This is a genomic window from Paraburkholderia podalyriae, assembly GCF_014397785.1.
Classification (GTDB): domain Bacteria; phylum Pseudomonadota; class Gammaproteobacteria; order Burkholderiales; family Burkholderiaceae; genus Paraburkholderia; species Paraburkholderia podalyriae.
Window position 1 is genome coordinate 1 of sequence record NZ_VZQQ01000091.1, and the last position, 19,137, is coordinate 19,137.

18 protein-coding genes and 1 pseudogene are annotated in these 19,137 nt (G+C 57.6%); 8 read left to right on the plus strand and 11 right to left on the minus strand.

What is annotated here, in order from left to right; all coding sequences use genetic code 11:
- The first annotated feature begins 60 nt into the window (after nucleotides 1-60).
- Complete coding sequence (locus F6X42_RS38820) at nucleotides 61-621, plus strand: GNAT family N-acetyltransferase (protein WP_187639148.1); 561 nt, start codon at nucleotides 61-63, stop codon at nucleotides 619-621.
- A 13-nt stretch (nucleotides 622-634) separates the two neighbouring features.
- On the opposite strand, the gene F6X42_RS38825 is transcribed toward F6X42_RS38820, so the two are convergent.
- The 3 genes from F6X42_RS38825 to F6X42_RS38835 all read right to left on the minus strand — a co-directional run bounded on the left by F6X42_RS38825 (nucleotide 635) and on the right by F6X42_RS38835 (nucleotide 2,062).
- A complete protein-coding gene (locus tag F6X42_RS38825) occupies nucleotides 635-898 on the minus strand; it encodes a hypothetical protein (protein ID WP_187639149.1) in 264 nt (87 codons plus the stop codon).
- 87 nt (nucleotides 899-985) lie between these two features.
- Nucleotides 986-1,597: a hypothetical protein gene (locus tag F6X42_RS38830; protein WP_187639150.1), complete on the minus strand. Its 612-nt coding sequence runs from the start codon at nucleotides 1,595-1,597 to the stop codon at nucleotides 986-988.
- A 159-nt stretch (nucleotides 1,598-1,756) separates the two neighbouring features.
- Nucleotides 1,757-2,062, minus strand: a complete 306-nt coding sequence (locus F6X42_RS38835; protein WP_187639151.1) for an acylphosphatase — start codon at nucleotides 2,060-2,062, stop codon at nucleotides 1,757-1,759.
- Between the two features lie 681 nt (nucleotides 2,063-2,743).
- Between F6X42_RS38835 and F6X42_RS38840 the strand changes: the two genes are divergently transcribed.
- The 3 genes from F6X42_RS38840 (at nucleotide 2,744) to F6X42_RS38850 (ending at nucleotide 6,807) form a co-directional block, all read left to right on the plus strand.
- A complete protein-coding gene (locus tag F6X42_RS38840) occupies nucleotides 2,744-4,381 on the plus strand; it encodes a recombinase family protein (protein WP_187639152.1) in 1,638 nt (545 codons plus the stop codon).
- A 366-nt stretch (nucleotides 4,382-4,747) separates the two neighbouring features.
- Nucleotides 4,748-5,728, plus strand: a complete 981-nt coding sequence (locus F6X42_RS38845; RefSeq protein ID WP_187639153.1) for a plasmid partitioning protein RepB C-terminal domain-containing protein — start codon at nucleotides 4,748-4,750, stop codon at nucleotides 5,726-5,728.
- Between the two features lie 683 nt (nucleotides 5,729-6,411).
- A complete protein-coding gene (locus F6X42_RS38850) occupies nucleotides 6,412-6,807 on the plus strand; it encodes a hypothetical protein (protein ID WP_187639154.1) in 396 nt (131 codons plus the stop codon).
- A gap of 635 nt (nucleotides 6,808-7,442) precedes the next feature.
- Here F6X42_RS38850 and F6X42_RS44805 read toward each other — a convergent pair.
- The 8 genes and pseudogenes from F6X42_RS44805 to F6X42_RS38890 form a co-directional block, all read right to left on the minus strand.
- Nucleotides 7,443-7,679, minus strand: coding sequence for a hypothetical protein (locus F6X42_RS44805; RefSeq protein WP_246530473.1), 237 nt, complete (start codon nucleotides 7,677-7,679; stop codon nucleotides 7,443-7,445).
- A 211-nt stretch (nucleotides 7,680-7,890) separates the two neighbouring features.
- Nucleotides 7,891-9,438, minus strand: a complete 1,548-nt coding sequence (locus tag F6X42_RS38860) for a methyl-accepting chemotaxis protein (RefSeq protein ID WP_187639155.1) — start codon at nucleotides 9,436-9,438, stop codon at nucleotides 7,891-7,893.
- A 229-nt stretch (nucleotides 9,439-9,667) separates the two neighbouring features.
- A pseudogene (gene phoU / locus F6X42_RS38865) lies at nucleotides 9,668-10,403 on the minus strand (phosphate signaling complex protein PhoU).
- 671 nt (nucleotides 10,404-11,074) lie between these two features.
- Nucleotides 11,075-11,407, minus strand: a complete 333-nt coding sequence (locus F6X42_RS38870; protein WP_187639156.1) for a hypothetical protein — start codon at nucleotides 11,405-11,407, stop codon at nucleotides 11,075-11,077.
- 775 nt (nucleotides 11,408-12,182) lie between these two features.
- On the minus strand, nucleotides 12,183-12,386 hold the full coding sequence (locus F6X42_RS38875) for a cold-shock protein (RefSeq protein WP_187631690.1): 204 nt from the start codon (nucleotides 12,384-12,386) through the stop codon (nucleotides 12,183-12,185).
- A 494-nt stretch (nucleotides 12,387-12,880) separates the two neighbouring features.
- Entirely contained in the window at nucleotides 12,881-13,297 is a 417-nt protein-coding gene (locus F6X42_RS38880; RefSeq protein WP_187639157.1) for a hypothetical protein, read from the minus strand.
- 370 nt (nucleotides 13,298-13,667) lie between these two features.
- Complete coding sequence (locus F6X42_RS38885; RefSeq protein ID WP_187639158.1) at nucleotides 13,668-14,408, minus strand: 3-ketoacyl-ACP reductase; 741 nt, start codon at nucleotides 14,406-14,408, stop codon at nucleotides 13,668-13,670.
- 241 nt (nucleotides 14,409-14,649) lie between these two features.
- Nucleotides 14,650-14,853 (minus strand): hypothetical protein, encoded by a 204-nt coding sequence (locus tag F6X42_RS38890; protein ID WP_187639159.1) that lies wholly within the window; start codon nucleotides 14,851-14,853, stop codon nucleotides 14,650-14,652.
- 1,311 nt (nucleotides 14,854-16,164) lie between these two features.
- On the opposite strand from F6X42_RS38890, the gene phaP reads away from it, so the two are divergent.
- The 4 genes from phaP to F6X42_RS38910 all read left to right on the plus strand — a co-directional run bounded on the left by phaP (nucleotide 16,165) and on the right by F6X42_RS38910 (nucleotide 18,643).
- Entirely contained in the window at nucleotides 16,165-16,740 is a 576-nt protein-coding gene (gene phaP / locus F6X42_RS38895; protein ID WP_187639160.1) for a TIGR01841 family phasin, read from the plus strand.
- 701 nt (nucleotides 16,741-17,441) lie between these two features.
- A complete protein-coding gene (locus F6X42_RS38900) occupies nucleotides 17,442-17,711 on the plus strand; it encodes a hypothetical protein (protein WP_187639161.1) in 270 nt (89 codons plus the stop codon).
- A 235-nt stretch (nucleotides 17,712-17,946) separates the two neighbouring features.
- On the plus strand, nucleotides 17,947-18,219 hold the full coding sequence (locus tag F6X42_RS38905) for a DUF1488 family protein (RefSeq protein ID WP_187639162.1): 273 nt from the start codon (nucleotides 17,947-17,949) through the stop codon (nucleotides 18,217-18,219).
- Nucleotides 18,220-18,379: 160 nt separating this feature from the next.
- Complete coding sequence (locus F6X42_RS38910) at nucleotides 18,380-18,643, plus strand: hypothetical protein (RefSeq protein ID WP_187639163.1); 264 nt, start codon at nucleotides 18,380-18,382, stop codon at nucleotides 18,641-18,643.
- Nucleotides 18,644-19,137 lie beyond the last annotated feature (494 nt).

Consider the following 19,137-nt stretch of genomic DNA (forward strand, 5'->3'; position numbering starts at 1 on the left):
CCTTTACGGCTGCCAGGCCTCTGAGTTGGCTCTGACAAAATGGTGTCCACCACTTCGAAAATGATGGACATCACTTTGATGCCGATTCTTGCGCCCGTCTACAACGGCCATCGCGAGCCGCTTACGGTTAGGAGACGTCACTTGGTTCTTCTTTACCGACTCTATCTGCGCTTCTTTGCGCAGCATGGGCAGGTGCAGGTCAATGACTCACTTACAGCCGCCGCACTGTGGCTACCCCCGGGCCGCTATCCGCTGACCTGGGCGCAATACCTCCGCTTGTTGCCGAAGATTCTATCGGCGACGGGGATTGCCCGTTTTCCAGCGGCAACGCGTGTATTGGACCATCTAGATGGCATGCATCCAGCGGGCAAGGAATTCCGGTACTTAGGCGTGCTGGGCGTAGACCCTGCCAGCCAACGCCTGGGGCGTGGGAGCGAGTTGCTACGCGCAGGCCTTCGAGTGTGCGACCACGAGCGAATTGCTGCGTATCTCGAGACTGCCGAACCCGCCAATCTGCCTTTTTATGCACGGTTTGGCTTCGTCAAACTGAGTGAGTCCCGGCTACGCGATGGTCCGACGGTCTGCGCTCTGTGGCGCGACCCCATCAGGAATCGCCTCTAACGCAAGTTCATCATCACTTTCCATGAGTCGGCAACCCCAACTTCAACGCTATCCACGAACCGACAATGCCGCCCACGACCGCACCAATTATCGTGAACAGAAGCTTCAAACTTTCCGTGGGTAGAATGGACTCAATTTTCTCAAAGGCGGTTGGCACCAGCCCTTTGTTGACAAACAGGTCGTGCCCAAGCTTTGCCGCGATAGACGCAGGTGAAGCTGGGTCGTCAAGCGACCCAAGCCACTCCTTTCCGAGCGCGGTGCGTAAATCATTCGCCACTTCCGGGCGCTCGCTGTCAGCGATTACGCCTGCACAGAACACGCACACATGGCCGTTGAGGGCTTTGTATCTGACGTCTCTGAGCTCCTAGTTGAAGTCGAACATACAGCCTTTGGTCCCAAAATGCATTGAGCTGTCGAGTCTAGGAACAGCAAGCGCAGCAGCTTGGCGCAAAAGCATGGCTAGAAATAGCTCAACTTCGGTCGGCGGCGCCATTGTGCGTCTCCACCCGCCCAGCGCAATCAATGCGACCACTGGGGCGCCGTCCGGCTTGCGCGCGGAATACCACCTGTGCTCGAGGAGTGCAGTGGAAAGAACGACAAAGTGACTCGGGGACTCTTCCTCGCACCGGAAGAGCGCCCTTCTGCTTTCGAGATGCGCCCGTTCCCGCTCGCCGAAAGATTCGAGCAACTGTTTATTCTCAATTTCCTCCCGAGACAGAAGCGGCCCGTAGGAGCTCATGAGTCGCGCCATGAGCGAATCGGCCGGAGGAGCGGGGACAAGTTCAAATTCAAAGCTTTGTTGGACAGCGTTCAGATGCAGTATCAAATATCGCAGCGCAGGCGAATCTCTCTTCCCCAAAGGCTCCGTGACGACACCCATTCGAAGCGCACTCGCCGACTTCTTCTCCCGTGGGAATAGCGTCCAACCGACGATAGCGGTACCTACGAGCGTCGCGACATGCTTAAGCTTCGCCACACGGCCTCCTCGAAGTCACGTTGACCGCCCAACGTTTCATCGTTGCGCACTTGTCCTCCAACACAACGAAGGCCCAAGAATTGTAACGAGCTCGCGTACCCTAGAGTCTGCAACTATCGACGGAGGCTTCCCAGTTGTTGGCAACCATCTGGACATCACCTAGATTGTCGCGGCGAGCTTGAATTCATCGAATCTGGCTACCGGTGGCAACAGCTCCCGGACTTCGAGCCGGTCCACCAGAGCTGCATGAGTACCGTCGACGAGCCAATCGCAGAATCGCTCAAGTTCTTCACCTCGGCCTTGCAACACAGCTTCGACCGAACCGTGCATCCGGTTGCGCACCCAACCGGTGACCCCCAAAGCCGTGGCCTCCTTGATGCAAGCCTGTCGGTAACCTACACCTTGCACGTGACCATAGACCCTCGTCAGTATGGTCTGCAAATCGATATCGAATTGTGGCGTCATGGTGCACGCAACTCAAGGCTGGAAAAAACGCGGCGCAATCGCTTTTGGGCTGTACCGTTGTCATCCAGTCTGTCGGCGATAGGAGTCCGGCACATAAGGCACTGCTGGACTTCACGCATTCGAGCAGTTTGGCCAACCTGTGTTGTGCGTCTGCCCAAAGGCCGCACACTGTCCGACAAACTCCGAATATCACGCGCATTGGCCAAGAGCGCTGACTCCGGCCCACCCGCGCCAGGAGACGAATATGGGGCGGTGACATCTCCACGTTCCGCGACACTACGCCATGTTCTCACTCGAACGTGCATTCATGACATGCCCCCAATATCGTAGACAACGGCCAATAGATTACAACCCAAAGAGGACGTCTTGATGCGAGAAGCGGCTGTTGTCAAAGTAGTAGTCGCTGCCCACCGCTTGTCATCGACTTGTCAGAAAGCAAGCTAGCGAAGAAACAGGGAAGCATCGCGCGCCCGGGAATTCGACTTCGTTTATTTAACCGCATACCCGACACACGCGCTCAGGTCGCGAACGAAATAAAAAATTCATCTACGGGTTCTCTCAAAGAACCCAAGGGTCACACAGTTGGGGCCCCCAATGAAGGGCCCGGAGTTTGACGTTTATGCTCCTTGACTTGTCTATCCATCGAACTATCACTAGTACCGCGCAAGACAGGAGACGGACATGCTCCCATGGGCTGGTACATCGCCCTCCCTCGAGGGCAAGCTCGCAGCACAGTACGTGCGCATGTCTACGGAGTTCCAGCAGTACTCGACGGAAAACCAGAAGCGGGTCATCGCAGAGTTCGCGGCCGTGCAGGGGCTAACTGTCATCGCGACTTACGAAGACGCCGGTAAAAGCGGTGTGTCGTTAAAAGGGCGGCAGGCTCTCGTTCAACTGCTTCGGGACGTACAGTCGCCTGGCCGTGCCTTCAGCGTTGTACTGGTGTACGACGTTAGTCGGTGGGGACGCTTTCAGGACGTCGATGAGAGCGCGCACTACGAGTACGTCTGCCGACAGGCAGGTGTGCAGGTCGTGTACTGCGCGGAACTGTTTGGCTGGGATGGCAGTCCGGCGGCGGCGTTAATGAAAGCGCTCAAGCGAGCAATGGCGGGCGAATACAGCCGTGAACTCTCCCGAAAGGTTTTCATCGGCCAATGCCGACTTGCCGAGCGAGGTTTTTGGCAGGGAGCAACTCCCGGATATGGACTGGAACGGGTCTTGGTCGCGTCGGACGGGACCGTTAAAGGTGCTCTGCGCCCGAGGGAACACAAAAACATCAAGACAGATAGAGTTATTGTGAGGCCCGGTGAGGCTCATGAAGTGGCGCTCGTTCTGCGCATCTACGACTGGTACGTACGTCAAGGGCTCGGATGCAACAGAATTGCGGAGAGACTGAATGCGTTCGGCATCTGCAACGCGTATGGCCGCCCTTGGAATCCCCAGCTTATTACCAGCATTCTGAGCGGCGAAAAATACATCGGAAATAATCTCTACGCCCGGACGTCAAGTAAGCTCGATGGCAACTGGCAAAGGAATCCCGCGTCGGAATGGACCCGTTCGGTGGGCGCTTTTCAGCCTCTCGTCGACCACGGTACGTTCGAAACAGCCGAACAGATTCGAACGAACAGGACAAGAAATCTCAGCGATGAGGAGCTTCTGGAAAAGCTTCACGACTTTGTGCTTTCCGCCGAAGTCGTCAGCGCGAGAGAAATCGACCGAACCCCGTCGATGCCGGCGGAAAAGACCTATTGCAGGCGATTCGGCAGCTTGAATATTGCCTATGAGCGCGTCGGATATGAGCCACGTTACTATCGCCCAGGTCCTGATGCCTTTCAAGCATCTCGAACTGCCTTGCAAGGCTGCATTCAAAGGACGACTGACGCGTTGGTGGCCCAAGGCCATCGTGTGGAAATCTCCAAGGACGGCACCACCATTCGGGTAGATGAGGAGCTGGTCGTCAGATACACGGTTCGCCTGATACGTCAGTACGACCGTCACAGCCCGCGCTGGCGAGCGCGGTGGCCGACCTACCGTTCTCCCGACCTTCTAGTCGTATTGCGGCTGGACTCCGCACTTCAAACCCCGCTCGACTTTTATGTGTTCCCGCGGGGCAGTCTGGCGCCCAGCTACGACTTCTCGCTGTCCATCCGAAGCGGAAGTAGCGGGCCTTTCGAGACGTTCCGCTATCCCGACGAAAGCATTCTTCTTGAACTGGCAGCGCGGTCTCACATGGAGGCATACGATGGAAGGCAATCCTCTGATTCCAATCACGAATATTCCGGTCCAGCAGATTCGGGTGCTGAATCCACGGACCCGTAGGCAGTCCGCGTTGCTGGAAGCGTACGAGAATGGAACATTGAAGGGCCCCCAGCTCGCAGTTGTCCGCAGGCTGTTGAGCCGACGCATGAGGTCGGGTGGAAAGGCTCCGCCTGTTTTCTCGGGGCCGACCGCTGCCCATCGTCGCGAACTGGCTCCAGACCAACTACGTCGTCTCTATATGCGAGAAAGTGACCGTCAGAGGGTCCTCGCAAAAAAGGTTGAGTTGACCCATGCACGACTGCTATTCATTGTTCATGCGATGCGGCAGTTGATGCGCGACGAAGGATTCATCAAGCTGCTGGAGCAAGAGGGCCTCACGAGTCTTCCCCGAGTTCTGGACCAACGTATTCGCGCCGGGGGGCAGTCATGAACAAGCTGCCAGCGAAACCCCTGAAGGTCGCGTTTGAGAGCCAGCCGGTCGTGCTACAGCTGAACGCGCTCGAGTCGTCAAGGCCGCTCCCGCACACCGCTACGTCGAGCATAAAGTTCCTGCAGATTCTCGCCTCCGTCGCGACTGTTGGTCTCGTTGAACCCCTGATTGTGGTGCGAGTCGCAGATACCGACGACAGATTTCGCATCCTCGATGGGAGACTGCGGATAGAGGCTATGCGCCGCCTGGGGATGAACGAAGCCTTGTGCCTCATTGCGACAGACGATGAGGCGTACACATACAACAAACACATCAGTCGGCTGACATCGGCGCAGGACGCACGCATGATTGCAAAGGCAATCGAGCACGGTGTACCACGCGAACGGATAGCGTCAGTACTAGGCATTGAGGTCAATACAGTGAAGCGCAGGGCAAGGCTGCTTGATGGCCTATCGGACGAGGCCGCTGCGCTGCTTGCAGACAAGGCCTGTCCGGCGACAACCTTCAAGGCGCTGAAGTTGATGAAGCCGTCGCGGCAAATGGAGGCTGTCGAACTTATGTGCGGGCAAGGAAACTTCACGTCCGCCTTTGCGCGAGCGATTGTCGCCGCCACTCCGCCGGAGCGGCTTGAGTGTGATGCTGGTGTTCGCGGGAAACGGGGCAAGGAAGTCGCGGAGCAGCTTGCCCATCTCGAGCGTGAACTGGCTACGCTTCAGACGACCGTGGCTCAAACCGACGAACGATATGGCATCGAGCATCTACATCTCACCGTGTCCGCCGCTTATATTGCAACGCTCGTTAGCAATGAGCGTGTTAGCCGTTGGTTAAAGGACCATCATCCTGATTTCGCGACGCAATTTGAGACCATCAGCCAGGAAACGCGGGATGCTCGGTCCGGGTCGGATTCCAGCGGACCGAGGTCGAAAGACTTTCACGGAATCGGGGAAAACCGGCCCGGTGTTGCCTCACCTCGATAACTTGCATTGCCGCATCAACGACAGTCGATTGCCCAAGTGCAACGGCTAGTCGTCGCGACAACGGTTTTGCGAACCACGGGGAACCTGCAAGGGAGCACCGGCCCTAGCCCGCGGTTCGCGTCTGTTAGGACGTCCGCGGTGGCGGAACTGCCCCGGAGGCGCCCTCAAACTGCGTTAGCCGATGTAACGATTCAGCGCTTCGCTGAAGCCGCTCGGCAGCGCTCGGCGAAGGTCGGCCCATACGACGACGCACGCGACGAGGAGCAACCGTCATGAGCGGCAGCGCTCAGGCACATTCTTCAAGGTGAGCGGTTCTACGGCGAACCGGCGCGACCCAGAGAAAACACGCGGTACTGAGAGCAGGATAGCGGCGTCAATCAGAGCCGTGGCGAGCGCACCCATGAGTCCACCACCGAGGCGAAGACCGCACCACATCGTCGAGCTACGCGCCAATGAAAGCGCCGATAGTGACTTAGTCAAACGGTTGGTCTGGTAAAAATCTCCAATCACAACGGCGCGAATCGCCAGCTCCAGTTCTTCCTGAGTACCCCATGAGCGTGCAAAAGAGCATCGGCCGGAAACTGCGGACTTCCTACTTTGCGAAGTTGGAACGAGGTGCGACGACGTATTGGTTGAGATACACTTTCAGCAAGCTCACCTCTCGCATCCCCTAGGAGGCGTTTATGATGCGAACAAGAGTCATCTGTTTGGCGGGAGCAACCGGCGCATCAGCTCTGATTTTGTCTCTAGGCTGGTACTCTGGAGTGGATTATCTCCAACGCGGTGCCGACCCTGCATTCTGGACCACCGAAGCGGTGCTCGGCGCGCTATGGGCTTTCTTAGGCCTTCGTCTGAAATTTTGCCCGGCAGCCCCGGCCCTCGGTAGACCGGCGGCACGTATCCTTTGGACATTTCTCACGTTTTTTATTGTCTTGGGCGAGTGCTGGTATCGCGGCATCGACCTGGCCACCCGAGGGGAGGCCCAAGCCTTCGCATTAATGGTTGCGCTTGCTTTCGCCTATCTCTGTTGGAGCTTTCCCGGTTGGAAACCCATCTTTAGCGACAAGCATGGAACGTGAACCAGCTTCCGCGGGCGCAAGAGGCAATCCAAAGCAGCTCATTTCTTGCGTCCGTGGCTAGAGAGCCCTTTCGCCGGGATGTGGTTATTGGTCGCTATCGACGCGAGAATGAGGAGGACCGCCAATGCGGAGAGAGTTCTCCTTCTGGACGAGTTCCAAAGCTCGGGAGCCTCGGGGTTTGAATTTCGGCCGGGCTCTCACCGGGACCCGCGAATACGATTGGCTTTCAATTTCAACATATGTCGCCCAGATTCAATCCGACTCGTGCGACAACGGCGCGAAGCCACAGGTCCTGAAGCATTTTTCAAAGGGCGGTGAAACACCGAACGAGGGACAATCCGAGAGAGCGTCGTGCTGCCCTCGGATGGAACAACGTCCGTTGCCCGATGCAGTCGCATCTGTTTTCATTTGCCTGATATTGCTAACGAGCCGGTGCGTGCTAGTCAGCAAGTTCAGACTCGCTTTCGAGAGGTCTCAACGTTCGGCCTGATGTCGGGCCGGGAACATGCTTCGATTGTCGCGGCAGAGCGATGAATAACTCCACGCGCTGCAAAATCTGCCAAAAGACCTTCGCAGATGACCGTGCTCGCTCGATGTCACTCATACCCTCGCAAAGCGGGTCCGTAAAGCGCCACTCACAGAACTCCGGCTCTCCAGGGAAGACAGGAGCGTGGTATTCCTCCACCTGGTCGGCCATCGTGATAATCAGGTCGACCCGTGGAGCCCGTTCGCCTGTGAATTCCAGCCAGCTCTTCGGATTGAGCCGCTGAACTGCGGAGATGCCGGGTCGGAGCAAAGGGGTGAACTTGGGTTGTGGGCGCGGCGCCCGCACTGAACGCCTCGAAACGGTCGCCTGCAAGCTCACGAAGCATGGCTTCTGCGATTATGCTTCGCGCTGAATTCTCCCTGCATAGAAACAGCACCTTAAACTTGTCGGTCACGTTCACGTCGAACTCTGCATTCTCGTTGTGTCGAAAAATTTTTGCGGGTCACTCTTGCACGATGAACTCCCTGACAAACATCGCCTGCGACTGGCAGTCAGTTCGTAAAGTCGCCGTGCGTTAAGACGCGCGAGTAACCACGTCAGAGCTGAAAGGCCAATACGGCCGCGCGGAGATGCTGAGCCTGGTTTGCGAGGGCGCTAGCGGCCTGAACCCCTTCCTGCGCAAACGAAGCATTATTCTGTGTCATATGGTCCATCGTTACGACTACTGCGTTGACCTGCTTAATACCTGCGCTTTGCTCATTCGATTCGACCGCAATTGACTCGACCAGATGCGAGACGCCCGTGACTGCATCAATCAAATCTACGATGGTCGCGCCCGCTCTCTTCACCGCGGCGCTGCTAAGGTCGACTTCGGAGGTCATGCCTTTGATGAGCGCATCGATTTCCTTCGCGGCACGCGCGCTGCTCTCCGCAAGTGCGCGAACTTCCTGCGCTACCACTGCGAAACCACGCCCATGACTGCCGGCTCGGGCCGCTTCAACGGCGGCGTTCAGCGCGAGAAGATTTGTCTGGAATGATATGCCTTCGATTACCGACGTTATCTCGCGTATGCGCGCGGAACGTTGTGCCAGTTCGTTCATTCGCTCAACGACGTCCTTTGCTGCGCGGTCGCCGTCTTGAGCCTTCCCAGACGCGACACGAGCAAGCGACTGCGCTTGCCGGGCGTGCTCAACGTTGGCTTTGACGTTTGATGCGATTTGCTCCATGCTCGCAGAAGTCTGTTGGATACTGGCCGCATGTTCTTCAGTCCTTCCGGCCAACATGGTGTTGCCGGCGGCAATTTCGGCCGTCGCATCCGCGATGGTCTCAGTGGACGAACGGATTTCGCCAATCATCGCTGCAAGGCGCTCACGCATTGTTGCCATCGCAAATAGAACACTGCGTGTGTCGCCCGGTTTTACGGGAACGCTCACGGAGAGGTCACCGCTCGCGACGCGTCGAGCTACATCGGCGGTAAGATATGGCTCCCCCCCCAGTTCCCGAAAGAGGCTGTGCGCCATACTCGCACAAAGCAGCGCGACGATTCCCAGTCCACCGAGAATGAACGCGACGACCACTGATTGTTCGATGTGACCCATCTTGCGCGCGTGGTCGTATTCTCCCTGCGCGGAGGTCACTTCCCTCTTGCGCAGCTCGTTGCCCTGAGACCTGACAGCTTTCGTCATAGGCTCAATGGTTTGCGTCTCGACCCATTGTGCTTCCGACAGGTTGTTTTCAGCGAGCAGCTTTATTGCTGGTCTCAAGCCCTTATCTCGCAGACCGGTCCAGTTCGACGAAAACTGCAAGGCCAACTCTTTTTCCTCTCCAGTTGCACCATTCCCCAGGTACTGCCCCATCAACTCGTCCACCTGATGGACACGAGCTTCGGCCGCCTCAGCCACGAGCTTCGTTTTCTGTGCAGACGGGTCAAGGATGGCGTCGCTCACCGAAAAGCGGGTCTCCGCGACCAGTTCGTCGATTGTGGATATGACTTGCAGGGCCTTTGCCCGTCCTTCGAACATACGCTGCAAAGCATCGGTTGCTCGGGTAACGCCAAGCAGGCCGACTACGCCCACGCCGACAAGGACAACGGCCACTGCCATAGTGAGAAGGACAAGACGGCTCTTCACCGTGAGGTTGCGCATTGGGGACCTACGATACTCAAGACGACGCCCAAGCCTTCAACTACGGATGGCGCCCGATAAAAATGCTGTACGCATGACAGCGGTGCGCCTTGATTACGGCCGGGCGGAGAAATTATTAAATGAATTTTTTGTGACCGCTGCGCACCGCTGCGGTGCACAGCATGCCGGGAGAACAAGTCGGCCGCGACGAAACGCCTATTTGGCATAGCGAGAGGTGCCGCAACGCTCCTCAGCGGTCACGTTTGTCTGTATCGAATTCCCTCCCACTACGCTCCCCATGCACCTCATGCTGCATGGCTTCCTGTTCGAGCTGTTTGCCGGAGATATGGCGCACGTCCGTGCCTTCGACAATGTAGATGATTAATTCCGCTATGTTCGTCGCATGGTCGCCCATGCGTTCGATGGCCTTTGCGATGAAGAGGTAGTCCAGCGCGATGGGGATGATTCGGGGAGCCTCCCTCATGTACTTCACCAGCTTATAGATGAACAAACGAAACTGGTCATCGATAGCGTCGTCGTCGCGGAGGATTTGTGCTGCAGCACCTTGTGTCGCGGCGCGCGAATGCATCAAGTGCACGGCGGAGGATAGTCATGGCCATCTCACCGGATAACGCGATTTCCGCGATATTGATGGCCATTGCGTTGCCGTCTTCTGCAATTCGCCGAGTCCGCTTCGCGACTTTCCGCGCTTCATCCCCTGCACGCTCGAGGTTCGTGACGGTCTTCGAGATGGCCATCAGCAGACGCAGGTCGCGTGCAGCCGGTTGGTGCCGCGCGATGATGTTGATGCACTCTTCATCGACTTCCGCTTCCATGGCATTGAGTCGACGCTCGTCGGCGATGATTCTGTCGACCAGGTCCAAATCGAGGTGGTTAAGCGCCTGCATCGCATTGATGACTTGCGACTCAACGAAGCCGGCTGCCAGCAGACCCTCGGTGGTGGGCGCCGAGTCCAGCAAGAGCAGGCCAGCGCGAAGAATCTCACTCTTTTTAACCGACACGCCAGCGCTGAGACACTTCTGTTTCAGTACCGCGATTTTTTCGTAGTCGGACTTCGGCATGGTGAAGCTGTCGCGCACGACCTTCTCCTTCTTCATGCGCTTCGCGTTCACTTCACCCGCTGGAGCGACCTGAGCCGCCTCGAGGGCTGCCGCGCGCTCCTGTTTTGCGACCATTGTCCGAGCCGGTTTAGCATCTGCGGCTTCGACGCCCGGAGCATTTGCCTCACCTGCCTGCTCGTCACCCACCTTCGCATGGCCGCTTGCATTCTTCGGAAAGTGAAAGGCTTTCTTCGTTGACTTCCTGATGCTCGGCTCTGCCATGGTCATCTCCAGACTGATAAACGATATATACCGTATATATCGTTTATCAGCGATTTCCAGACTCGATTGGAGATGCCACCCCGTGCGGGACCGCTGGACCGATTGAATTTGTGCAGTGCGCGCCCGGCGTGCGGATTTGGCTGGTCTTGGGTACCAGACACGGGGTGTAGAGCAGGCACGCCCTGACTGACTAAATTTCAGGGTCTCTCTATTGACGAAGGAGAGCGACGAGTGAGTCTGCGCGATAGGAGCCGGCTGCACCGAAGCAGAACAGCCGGCTCGCCGGCCGGCCTATGAGTCGAGCGACGGATTAGTTATCCGGCACCCGCCTCGCACTTCTTCATAAAGGACGCTTTCGCAGCGCCAGCGAGAAGTCTGCCGTCTTTCCCACCCGCCTTGGCTTCGCATGCGGTCGACGCCGCACTCTTGGCATTGCCCTCGCACTTTTTCATGAAGGACGACTTCGCTGCGCCGGTCAGCGGCTTCCCGTCTTTGCCAACCGCCTGTGTTTCACAGCTTGACGACCCTGACTGAGTTGCAGCAGCGGGAGCTGCTGCCTTGCTGGGTGCCGCCGGCGCGGACGTCTGGGCGTAGACGGCGCTTATGAAGAACACTGATGCAACAGCAACCACACAAAATTTGTTCATTGCTGCACCTCTCCTCAGGATGTGAGGCCCGTTGCCCCCGCTATATAAACGTGCGAGCCGTCGCCCCGCTGACGTCACTTGACTCGTCGGACTGTGACAATTCGTGTTGCTAAGGAACCGGTCCAACTGAATCAACGGCCTCCTGGCGGAACCTGACGTCGAATTCGTTTTTTGGAGATGGCACGCATTTTGCGCGGATACCTGAAATCTGGTGTCATTTGGAGGACGTCATGATGACGGTATCGGTTCTGGCACTTGCTCTTGCTCCTGTCCTGCGCGCCCTCTACGTGCGGAGGCACCTGCGAGGGTCGACGTTGGTTCGTCGCGACAGGAAGGGTGCGCTCAGCTACGAGGTGCGACGGCGTGTGTGCATGGAAGCATTGCCCCTGCACGTTTCCGAGTATCCCGTCCCCAGAGAGGTGCGTCTCCGTGTCCTCCGGCTCGCTAGTTTGGTGCTATCGAGTACGGAGCGCTCCATTGCCCTGCCTTCCGAGGCCTGTGCGCGCCTCGGGAACATTTCCGCCCAGGAATTTGATGACCACTTTCCGAATTGGCTGCAGCTCGGCCAACCCGAGGCGGGTAGCGCTATGTTCGGTCGCCGCCCGCTGTGGGCACTGGAGAGCAAACGGATACCGGTCAAGGGTCAAGCCTGGTGAGAGCGGAGCAAAAAAATCTGCGTTCGCTAAAGCGTCGGCGTAGCACAGGCAATCCGACGCTCGAAATGATAAATGGCCCGCAAGGGGCCATTTGTTTGCCAAGCCGACGGGTTACCCGGTTACAGCGGCTGGATGCTCGCCGCCTGCTTGCCCTTCGGTCCCTGCTTTACCTCGAAGCTGACTTTCTGGTTTTCCTGCAGCGACTTGAAACCGCTCGACTGGATTTCCGAAAAATGTGCGAACAGGTCCTCGCCGCCGCCATCCGGCGTGATAAAGCCAAAGCCCTTCGCATCATTGAACCACTTGACGATACCTGTTGCCATTTTCCTGATGTTCCAAAAAAGAAGTGTGTTGGTGACACGTCGCCAGCGCAACGCCCCACGTGAATCGACGTTTTAACATGAGAAAAACGGAATTAACAATAGGAGTATTCGAGATGCCAGGCCTTTTGTACCCAGTTGAGAACAAAAAACCTGCAATGCAGGCCGGAGTCGATTTGCTCCGACATGCGCCTATTGCAGGAACGCTGCCGCCGGAACGCGTTCACGGCGTGACGACGGGTCAAGGCGACAATGACAACCGGCCCCACACGAGTCGGCAAAATCGGAATCTGAGTGCCGTTACAAATCAAGCATAGGCCACCGAGCGGCTTGAGTACCTTCGTGCATGGCCATGTTCCGACAAGGTTGACGTTGCCCCAAACAGCGCAGCTGCGCTAGTGTGGTCTCGCCGTGCACTGTCGCTGAGCCCAGTTTGGCTTGCACGCCGAAAGTCGGCTGCCCCGTCAGACTGGGCCGCAGGTCGTTGCAGCAAGAGTCTATTCGGAGCCAGGCGTCGCACCCGCATGTAGTGCGGCGACGAGCATCGCGCAACGTTCTGAATCCGCCTCTTCTCCTGCGAGCAATTCCTGCTCAACCGCACGTCGGAGTAACTCGGGAACGGCGTCGCTGAGAGCCTGCGACAGTCGGTCGAGCGTTCGTTTCTTTCGACCATCCAGGACGGCTGCCAACAGCACCGCGAGCTCCTCTGCAATGGCTGCGGCGACCGGCGCGAGTGCGGGTCCGAGTTTGTCGCCCGTCCCGGGAATTTCCGACTGGTTGATTCTCTTCAATGCAGACTTGCGGCTTGTGGCCATGGTCAGCTCCATAAAATCTTCGGATAGCTTGCCTCGGCGCCCAGTATTCGCGGGCAGCTCCATTGATGCGCGAACGTCCGTCGCTTCCACGCCGAACATGTACGCCTGATGTCACTGTGCGGCGGACCGCTATCAACCGCCTGCGTCGTGTAATGCCGCCGCAAGCGTGGCGCTGTTCGACGGTCCAAACGATGAAATAAAAGACGCTTAACCCGTTAAAGCGACCCGGACGACACGGCTCATGTTGGCAAGCTTGTGGCGGAGACCACTGCGCATCCCGTGAAAACGCGAACGCCACTTTTCCCCGAAAGACGCCGATGAGAGTCGATGCGGTTTATGGCCGCATCGCATCGCGGACGCCCCGTTACCAGCAAACGCGTCGCGAGGCTTTGCGCCCATCGTCATCCGTCCTTGCGCGCGACTACGGTGCTTTCAGTTGTTGCTCACATGCGCCGGCGTCGCGCAGGCCTCAACTCATATGGAGCCCACCGTTCAGTGAGAAGTCTGCACCCGTCGCGAAGGCTGATTCGTTGCCGGCAAGCCACGAAACAATCGAGGCAATCTCCGAGGCCTCTCCGAGACGGCGAACCGGGATGCTCTGGACGATTGCATCCAGTACTTCGGGACGTACGGCACGAACCATATCCGTGCCGATGTATCCCGGTGAAACCGTATTCACGGTAATGCCCTTCGTTGCCACTTCCTGGGCAAGCGACATCGTGAAGCCGTGAATACCCGCCTTGGCAGTCGAGTAGTTCGTCTGGCCGAACTGCCCCTTCTGGCCATTCACGGATGAGATGTTGATGATTCGCCCCCACTCCCTGCTGACCATCCCCTCGATGACCTGCTTGGTGACATTGAAGAGGCTGGTCAGGTTCGTGTCAATGACATCGTTCCAGTTCTCTCTGGACATCTTGCGAAACGTGCCATCCCGCGTAATGCCGGCGTTGTTCACCAGCACGTCAATCTCGCCGACGTCCTTCTTCACCCTGGCAAACGCAGCCACGGTAGACTCCCAGTCACTGACATTCCCTTCGGAAGCGGTGAAGGAAAATCCAAGCGCCTCCTGCTCCTTCAGCCATCTTTCCCGCCGGGGAGAGTTGGGTCCACAACCGGCGACGACCGTGAATCCGTCCTTGAACAACCGCTGAGAAATTTCTGTACCAATTCCACCCATGCCGCCGGTGACATAAGCGATTCGCTTTGACATGTTCTTACCTCGGTTGTTGCGGTTAAGAATTGAAACTTGTAGTTCGCCTGCACGTATGCGGCTCACGCTGCTTGGCGAGCGTTGGTCGGCGGTAAGGCCGTACCTTTCAGCTTCCGGGCGGCAGGTTTGCGAGCAGACACAGGTACTGGCGGCGCGCTGGGTACCTCCTCTGGCAAACGGTCGCGCTCAATAAAGCGCTGGAGCACCTTGCCCCCAGCGGCTTCCCGCGCTGCTCCAGTCTTCAGAGAAGGGCGTGCGCAAATGCCTTCAGGTCGTCGCGTCGGTGCGAGGCCTCGAAGTGAAGAATGGTTTCCCTCACCGCCGCAAGCATGCTTTCCTCGTACAGCGTGCTCGCGATATGCGAGGTGCCTCGCGACAACTCCATCTCGCACTTATTGAGGCGCGGCGCCTGGTCGAACGCCGCATCTTGTTTAACTGCCTTCACATCGATTCCCTCCGGGTTTGCGGAAGAGACGCCTGCTGTGCCGCATCAGAAATGCGTACAACTGCATCATTGCGGGCGCGATGCCGACCAAGCTGCGAACATCAGAACGAATGGGCATTTACGGGAAAGAGACTCCATTGACCCACGATTACCACGAGATGCGAATCAGGCACCCTGAGGCTGCCCTGTACAAAGCCAGTGAACATCGAGCTGGAGCACAGTAGCGAGACGCATACAAGCGTTCAGCGGCGGGACGGTGATTCCGCTGCGCCAATATTGCACGTCGTCTTCCCTCACGCCTAACCTCTTCGCAGCGCGGGCTGAACGGATTCCGGCCCGTTTGAATGCCCTGTCGAGGCGTGCGGCCAACGCGCGCCTGAGGCGGTCGTCCTCGACGCTACGCTCGAGGTGGCCAATATTTTGTAGATGTCGATTCATCGCTTGGGTCTCTCAGCTTTATTCTTTATAGATTTCAGCGCCGGTTTGTTCGCGGCGACGAGTGACGTTACTGGTTGGCCATGACAGCTTCGTGACTCCTGTGGCGCACCTACATCACCTTGATAGCACTCCGAAATTCCATCCTCGTTGGCCGCACAACTATTTACCACACCGGACATCGGCGTCAAACCAAAAACAATTCCTGGCAAATCTTTGCGCAACATTAAGCCGTTACCTCGGATTTCTCCGCTCGCGCAATGTGGCGAACTGCCCTGATGACTTCAATCACCCCGTCCATTGAAGCTCCAATGACAGAGCTTCCCCGACCTTGTCCGAACTGGTCACGCTAAAACGATGCGGCCGATGACGTTTTCGCGCTGGGTGCGGATTCGACGGTGTGGCACCCAGGATTCCTCGATGCCTCAACATCGAAGCGCAACCCGTGCACCAGCCTTCTGGCGAACATTGGGCGTGCCGCGTCGCGACCAGCAACTGCGTCTGAACGCGCGAGCGGAAACAACTCTGCACATCAGGTTCCTTAGAACTTCGGAACGAGGATGACTGTACAAATTTTTTGCCGCACTGCACAAGTACGCGTAAACCCCAATATCTGGGAATCTTGCGCTATCCGTCTGTTTAGGGTTTTCACTTAGATTTGTGTTCCTCCAATGCCATAAAGACTTTCAGCGTCGTCCGCACGGCCCGCGTACCATGCGGGCCGAAAGGCCATTGACATTCGGCCACTCCTCTCTAGAATGATTTTGCTGCATCGCATCAATCGGTCCATTTTTGCGGCTCTTTGTAGCTCATAGCCCGCGATTCGGTTCATTGGGCCTTGGGACACTGGTTCCCTCACCTTCTATGGAGTTAGTGATGAACAGTATTACTCCGGAACAAGTCGTCGCCGCGCAGAAAGCCGGCGTTGACACAACGTTTGACCTCCTGACCAAAGCGTTCAACGGAATCGAAAAGCTGGTCGAGCTGAATCTGCAAGCGGTCAAATCAAGCCTCGCGGAAAATCAGGAAATCCTGGTCAACGCGTTTTCAGCCGGAGAGCCGCGGGCGTTGTTCGCACAACAGTCAAACCAGGCTCAACCAGCCATGGAAAAAGCACAGTCGCACTGGCGTCACGTTTACGAAATTATCTCCAGCACTCAAGCCGAATTCGCGGCGGTTGCCGAAGCGCAGTTCAGGCAGTACCAGCGCGATGCGCAGGGCTTCGTCGAGAACTTTGCGAAAAATGCGCCCGCAGGAAGCGAAACCGCTGTGACGGCATGGAAGACGTTCATCACGACGGTAAGCGAGACGGCGAACACGGCATATGAAACTGCGACGAAGGCCGCAAAGCAGGCGGTAGAGACTGCGGAGAGCAATATCAGCGCGGCGGCTTCGACCTCGGTCAAGCGGACTCGACAGCTTGCAGCACCGGTCGAAAGCAGTGAGAAGTAATAGCGTTTTATCGTAGCTCACTGCTGTCAAATCGTTCAGGCGAGCACCCCGCCCGCCTTGCTTGCGGGGTTGCCGCCTGTGGCGCTCGGAGGCGCCCGGTGCGCCTCGCACGCCGTCACGGCACTCGTCTCCTGCGCCAGAAATTTTCAGGCGCCGTTGCGCAGGTCGCCTGCCGTAGCTTCGTTTGATTTCGTCCGACATCCATCACGCGAAGTGACCACTTTCTTCGAGGCCGCAGGCACATCGAGGCGAGTGCCACAGGGCAACGCCGAGCCGACGGTAACGAAACTGAAGGAGGAGCGGATGAACACGGCAGAAAGGTCCCTGCGTTCGCTGGTTGAAAAATGGCTGACGCCAGCTGCGGCGACGCCGATTCGGGTAACCCGATTCAGTCGCACAGGCTCTAGCCGCGGACGCTACGCACGCGTCGAGGTACAGCGACCGGAAGGTTCGGTTGCGCTTTTTTTCTTCCGGCACGATGACGGCACATGGCAGGTGTTCCCGCCCGGGACCCGCGGGCCAGGAGTATGTGCTGGCGCTAGCGCCGTGTGATTGGGTCGTCGCAGCAGCCTGTTTGTTGCATTGCTTGATTTCAAGCCCTGACCCATATTGTTATATTTTTCATACCAGTAAAGATGGGCGAAACCATTTTTTCCGGACATATGCTGCAAAGCAGAAGCAGGTAAATCAGAGCGCACGAAATGACCTTCACTGACAGAAACCCGACGGGCATAAGTCCCTACACGTTCCGTAATATCGCCCCCGCGATTGGCCATCTCGAGCAGGTGCTGGGCGCGGAAGGAGCGCAGTCTCTATTCACCAGAACTTACTGGCGCAGGCGCGTGCTTCAGGCACTTGCGACGCAGGGTCTTTCACCGAACCAGCAACAACGACTGCAGAGACTGCTGGAAAGCATCGATGCATTCCCGCCTGAAATATCCGTCTCCAGTTCGGAACTGTCGATGGGTTAGGCCAACCGGCAGAGGGCTCGCACATCCAGGCGGAACTCGCCTCATCGATAGCACTTTGGAGTTTCTATTGCACCACGCCATCGAAGTCGCGAGTTGGTCGCCGATGCAACTACAAGGGAAGAAAATCTCGACAGCGGTCAACCCCGGGGGCCGTCTGGCTTACTATTGACCGGGTATGCCAGCGGGTGCTCTCGGCGGCAATTCTGCGTTTGGTCAATAAGGACTCTATACAACTATGGACGACACCCTCACCGCGGAACCCTGCGTTTCATCAGACGGAAAAGTGGTCGCTTTCGTTGCATCTATTCGCAACCGGTCGGTGCAATGCTCAATCACCCGCGACGCGCTCGAACAGCATTTCTGGTTGCCGGCCGGCGCGAACCAGGCGCGCGTATTGAAAGCATTTGCCGACGGACGACAGCGGATAATGGCAGCCGTCGAAAGAAGAATGCTCAAGAAAGCCGGTGCCGCGGTAGCCCTAACCACTGCAGACTTTGCAGGCAGATGATGCAGTTCTCGCCGCGCACCATCCGTGATGGTTGTGCAGTGACCGGACGCAGCGTAGGTTCGCAATCAGTGCATCCGATGCCTCGGGCAACAACGGTTATCGACCCTCACCGACGTGTTTTCGAAGCACGAGCGTTTGTTCGTTAAAAGCGACGATGACGATGAAAGTAAAAGCAGTATCGGCGGAAGCATCGGCCCTCGAGCGAGTCGTGAGCGCTGCGCGCGAGGTACAGGCCGCATCGCAAAGGCTGGAAGCACACTACCTGCAGTACCCCGATGAACCGCCGACGACGCTGGAGCTGGCGCGATTTGCTGCTGCCATGCAGGAGCTAAAGGACGCGCGGGAAGCCTTCGACGCATTGGTCGCGAAGGGCGCCCCACCCCTCACCGTAAACAGGAAGATAGGGATGGCACGGCGAACGTGATTGCAGGACGTCCGCCCGACACACAGTGGAATTCAACTATATAGCGATAGCAACGGCGAACCAGGCGGAATGAGCAGGCGAATGCGTGTCCCGTCCCCGCGCGAGACAGATACCGCGCCTTGGACCGCCGCGAATGTCGTCCCCACGAGGCGGTCGTTTCGACGCATATGTAGTGTGCCTGCTGGCATCGGCCGTTTGCAGTTGTGCCAGCAGCAGGCCCGCTCGATGCAGACCGAGCGTCACTCTCATGGACCGGTATCCGCCGTAAGCCGGTAACCCAGTGTTACCAATCTCGCACCGCCGTTTCACATGTGTCCGGCATCGCTCCTTACGCTCCGAGCCGTAGTCACTGACATTGCACTCAATGGTAAGCGGCTCGGCAGGGCCGGTCCCCGATTCGCGCGCGCGTGGGGCATGATGTGAGAGCGTGGGTAGGTCCGGCGTAGACCACGTGAAGATCGTTCCATGATCGTGGCCACGATCTATCTGGATCT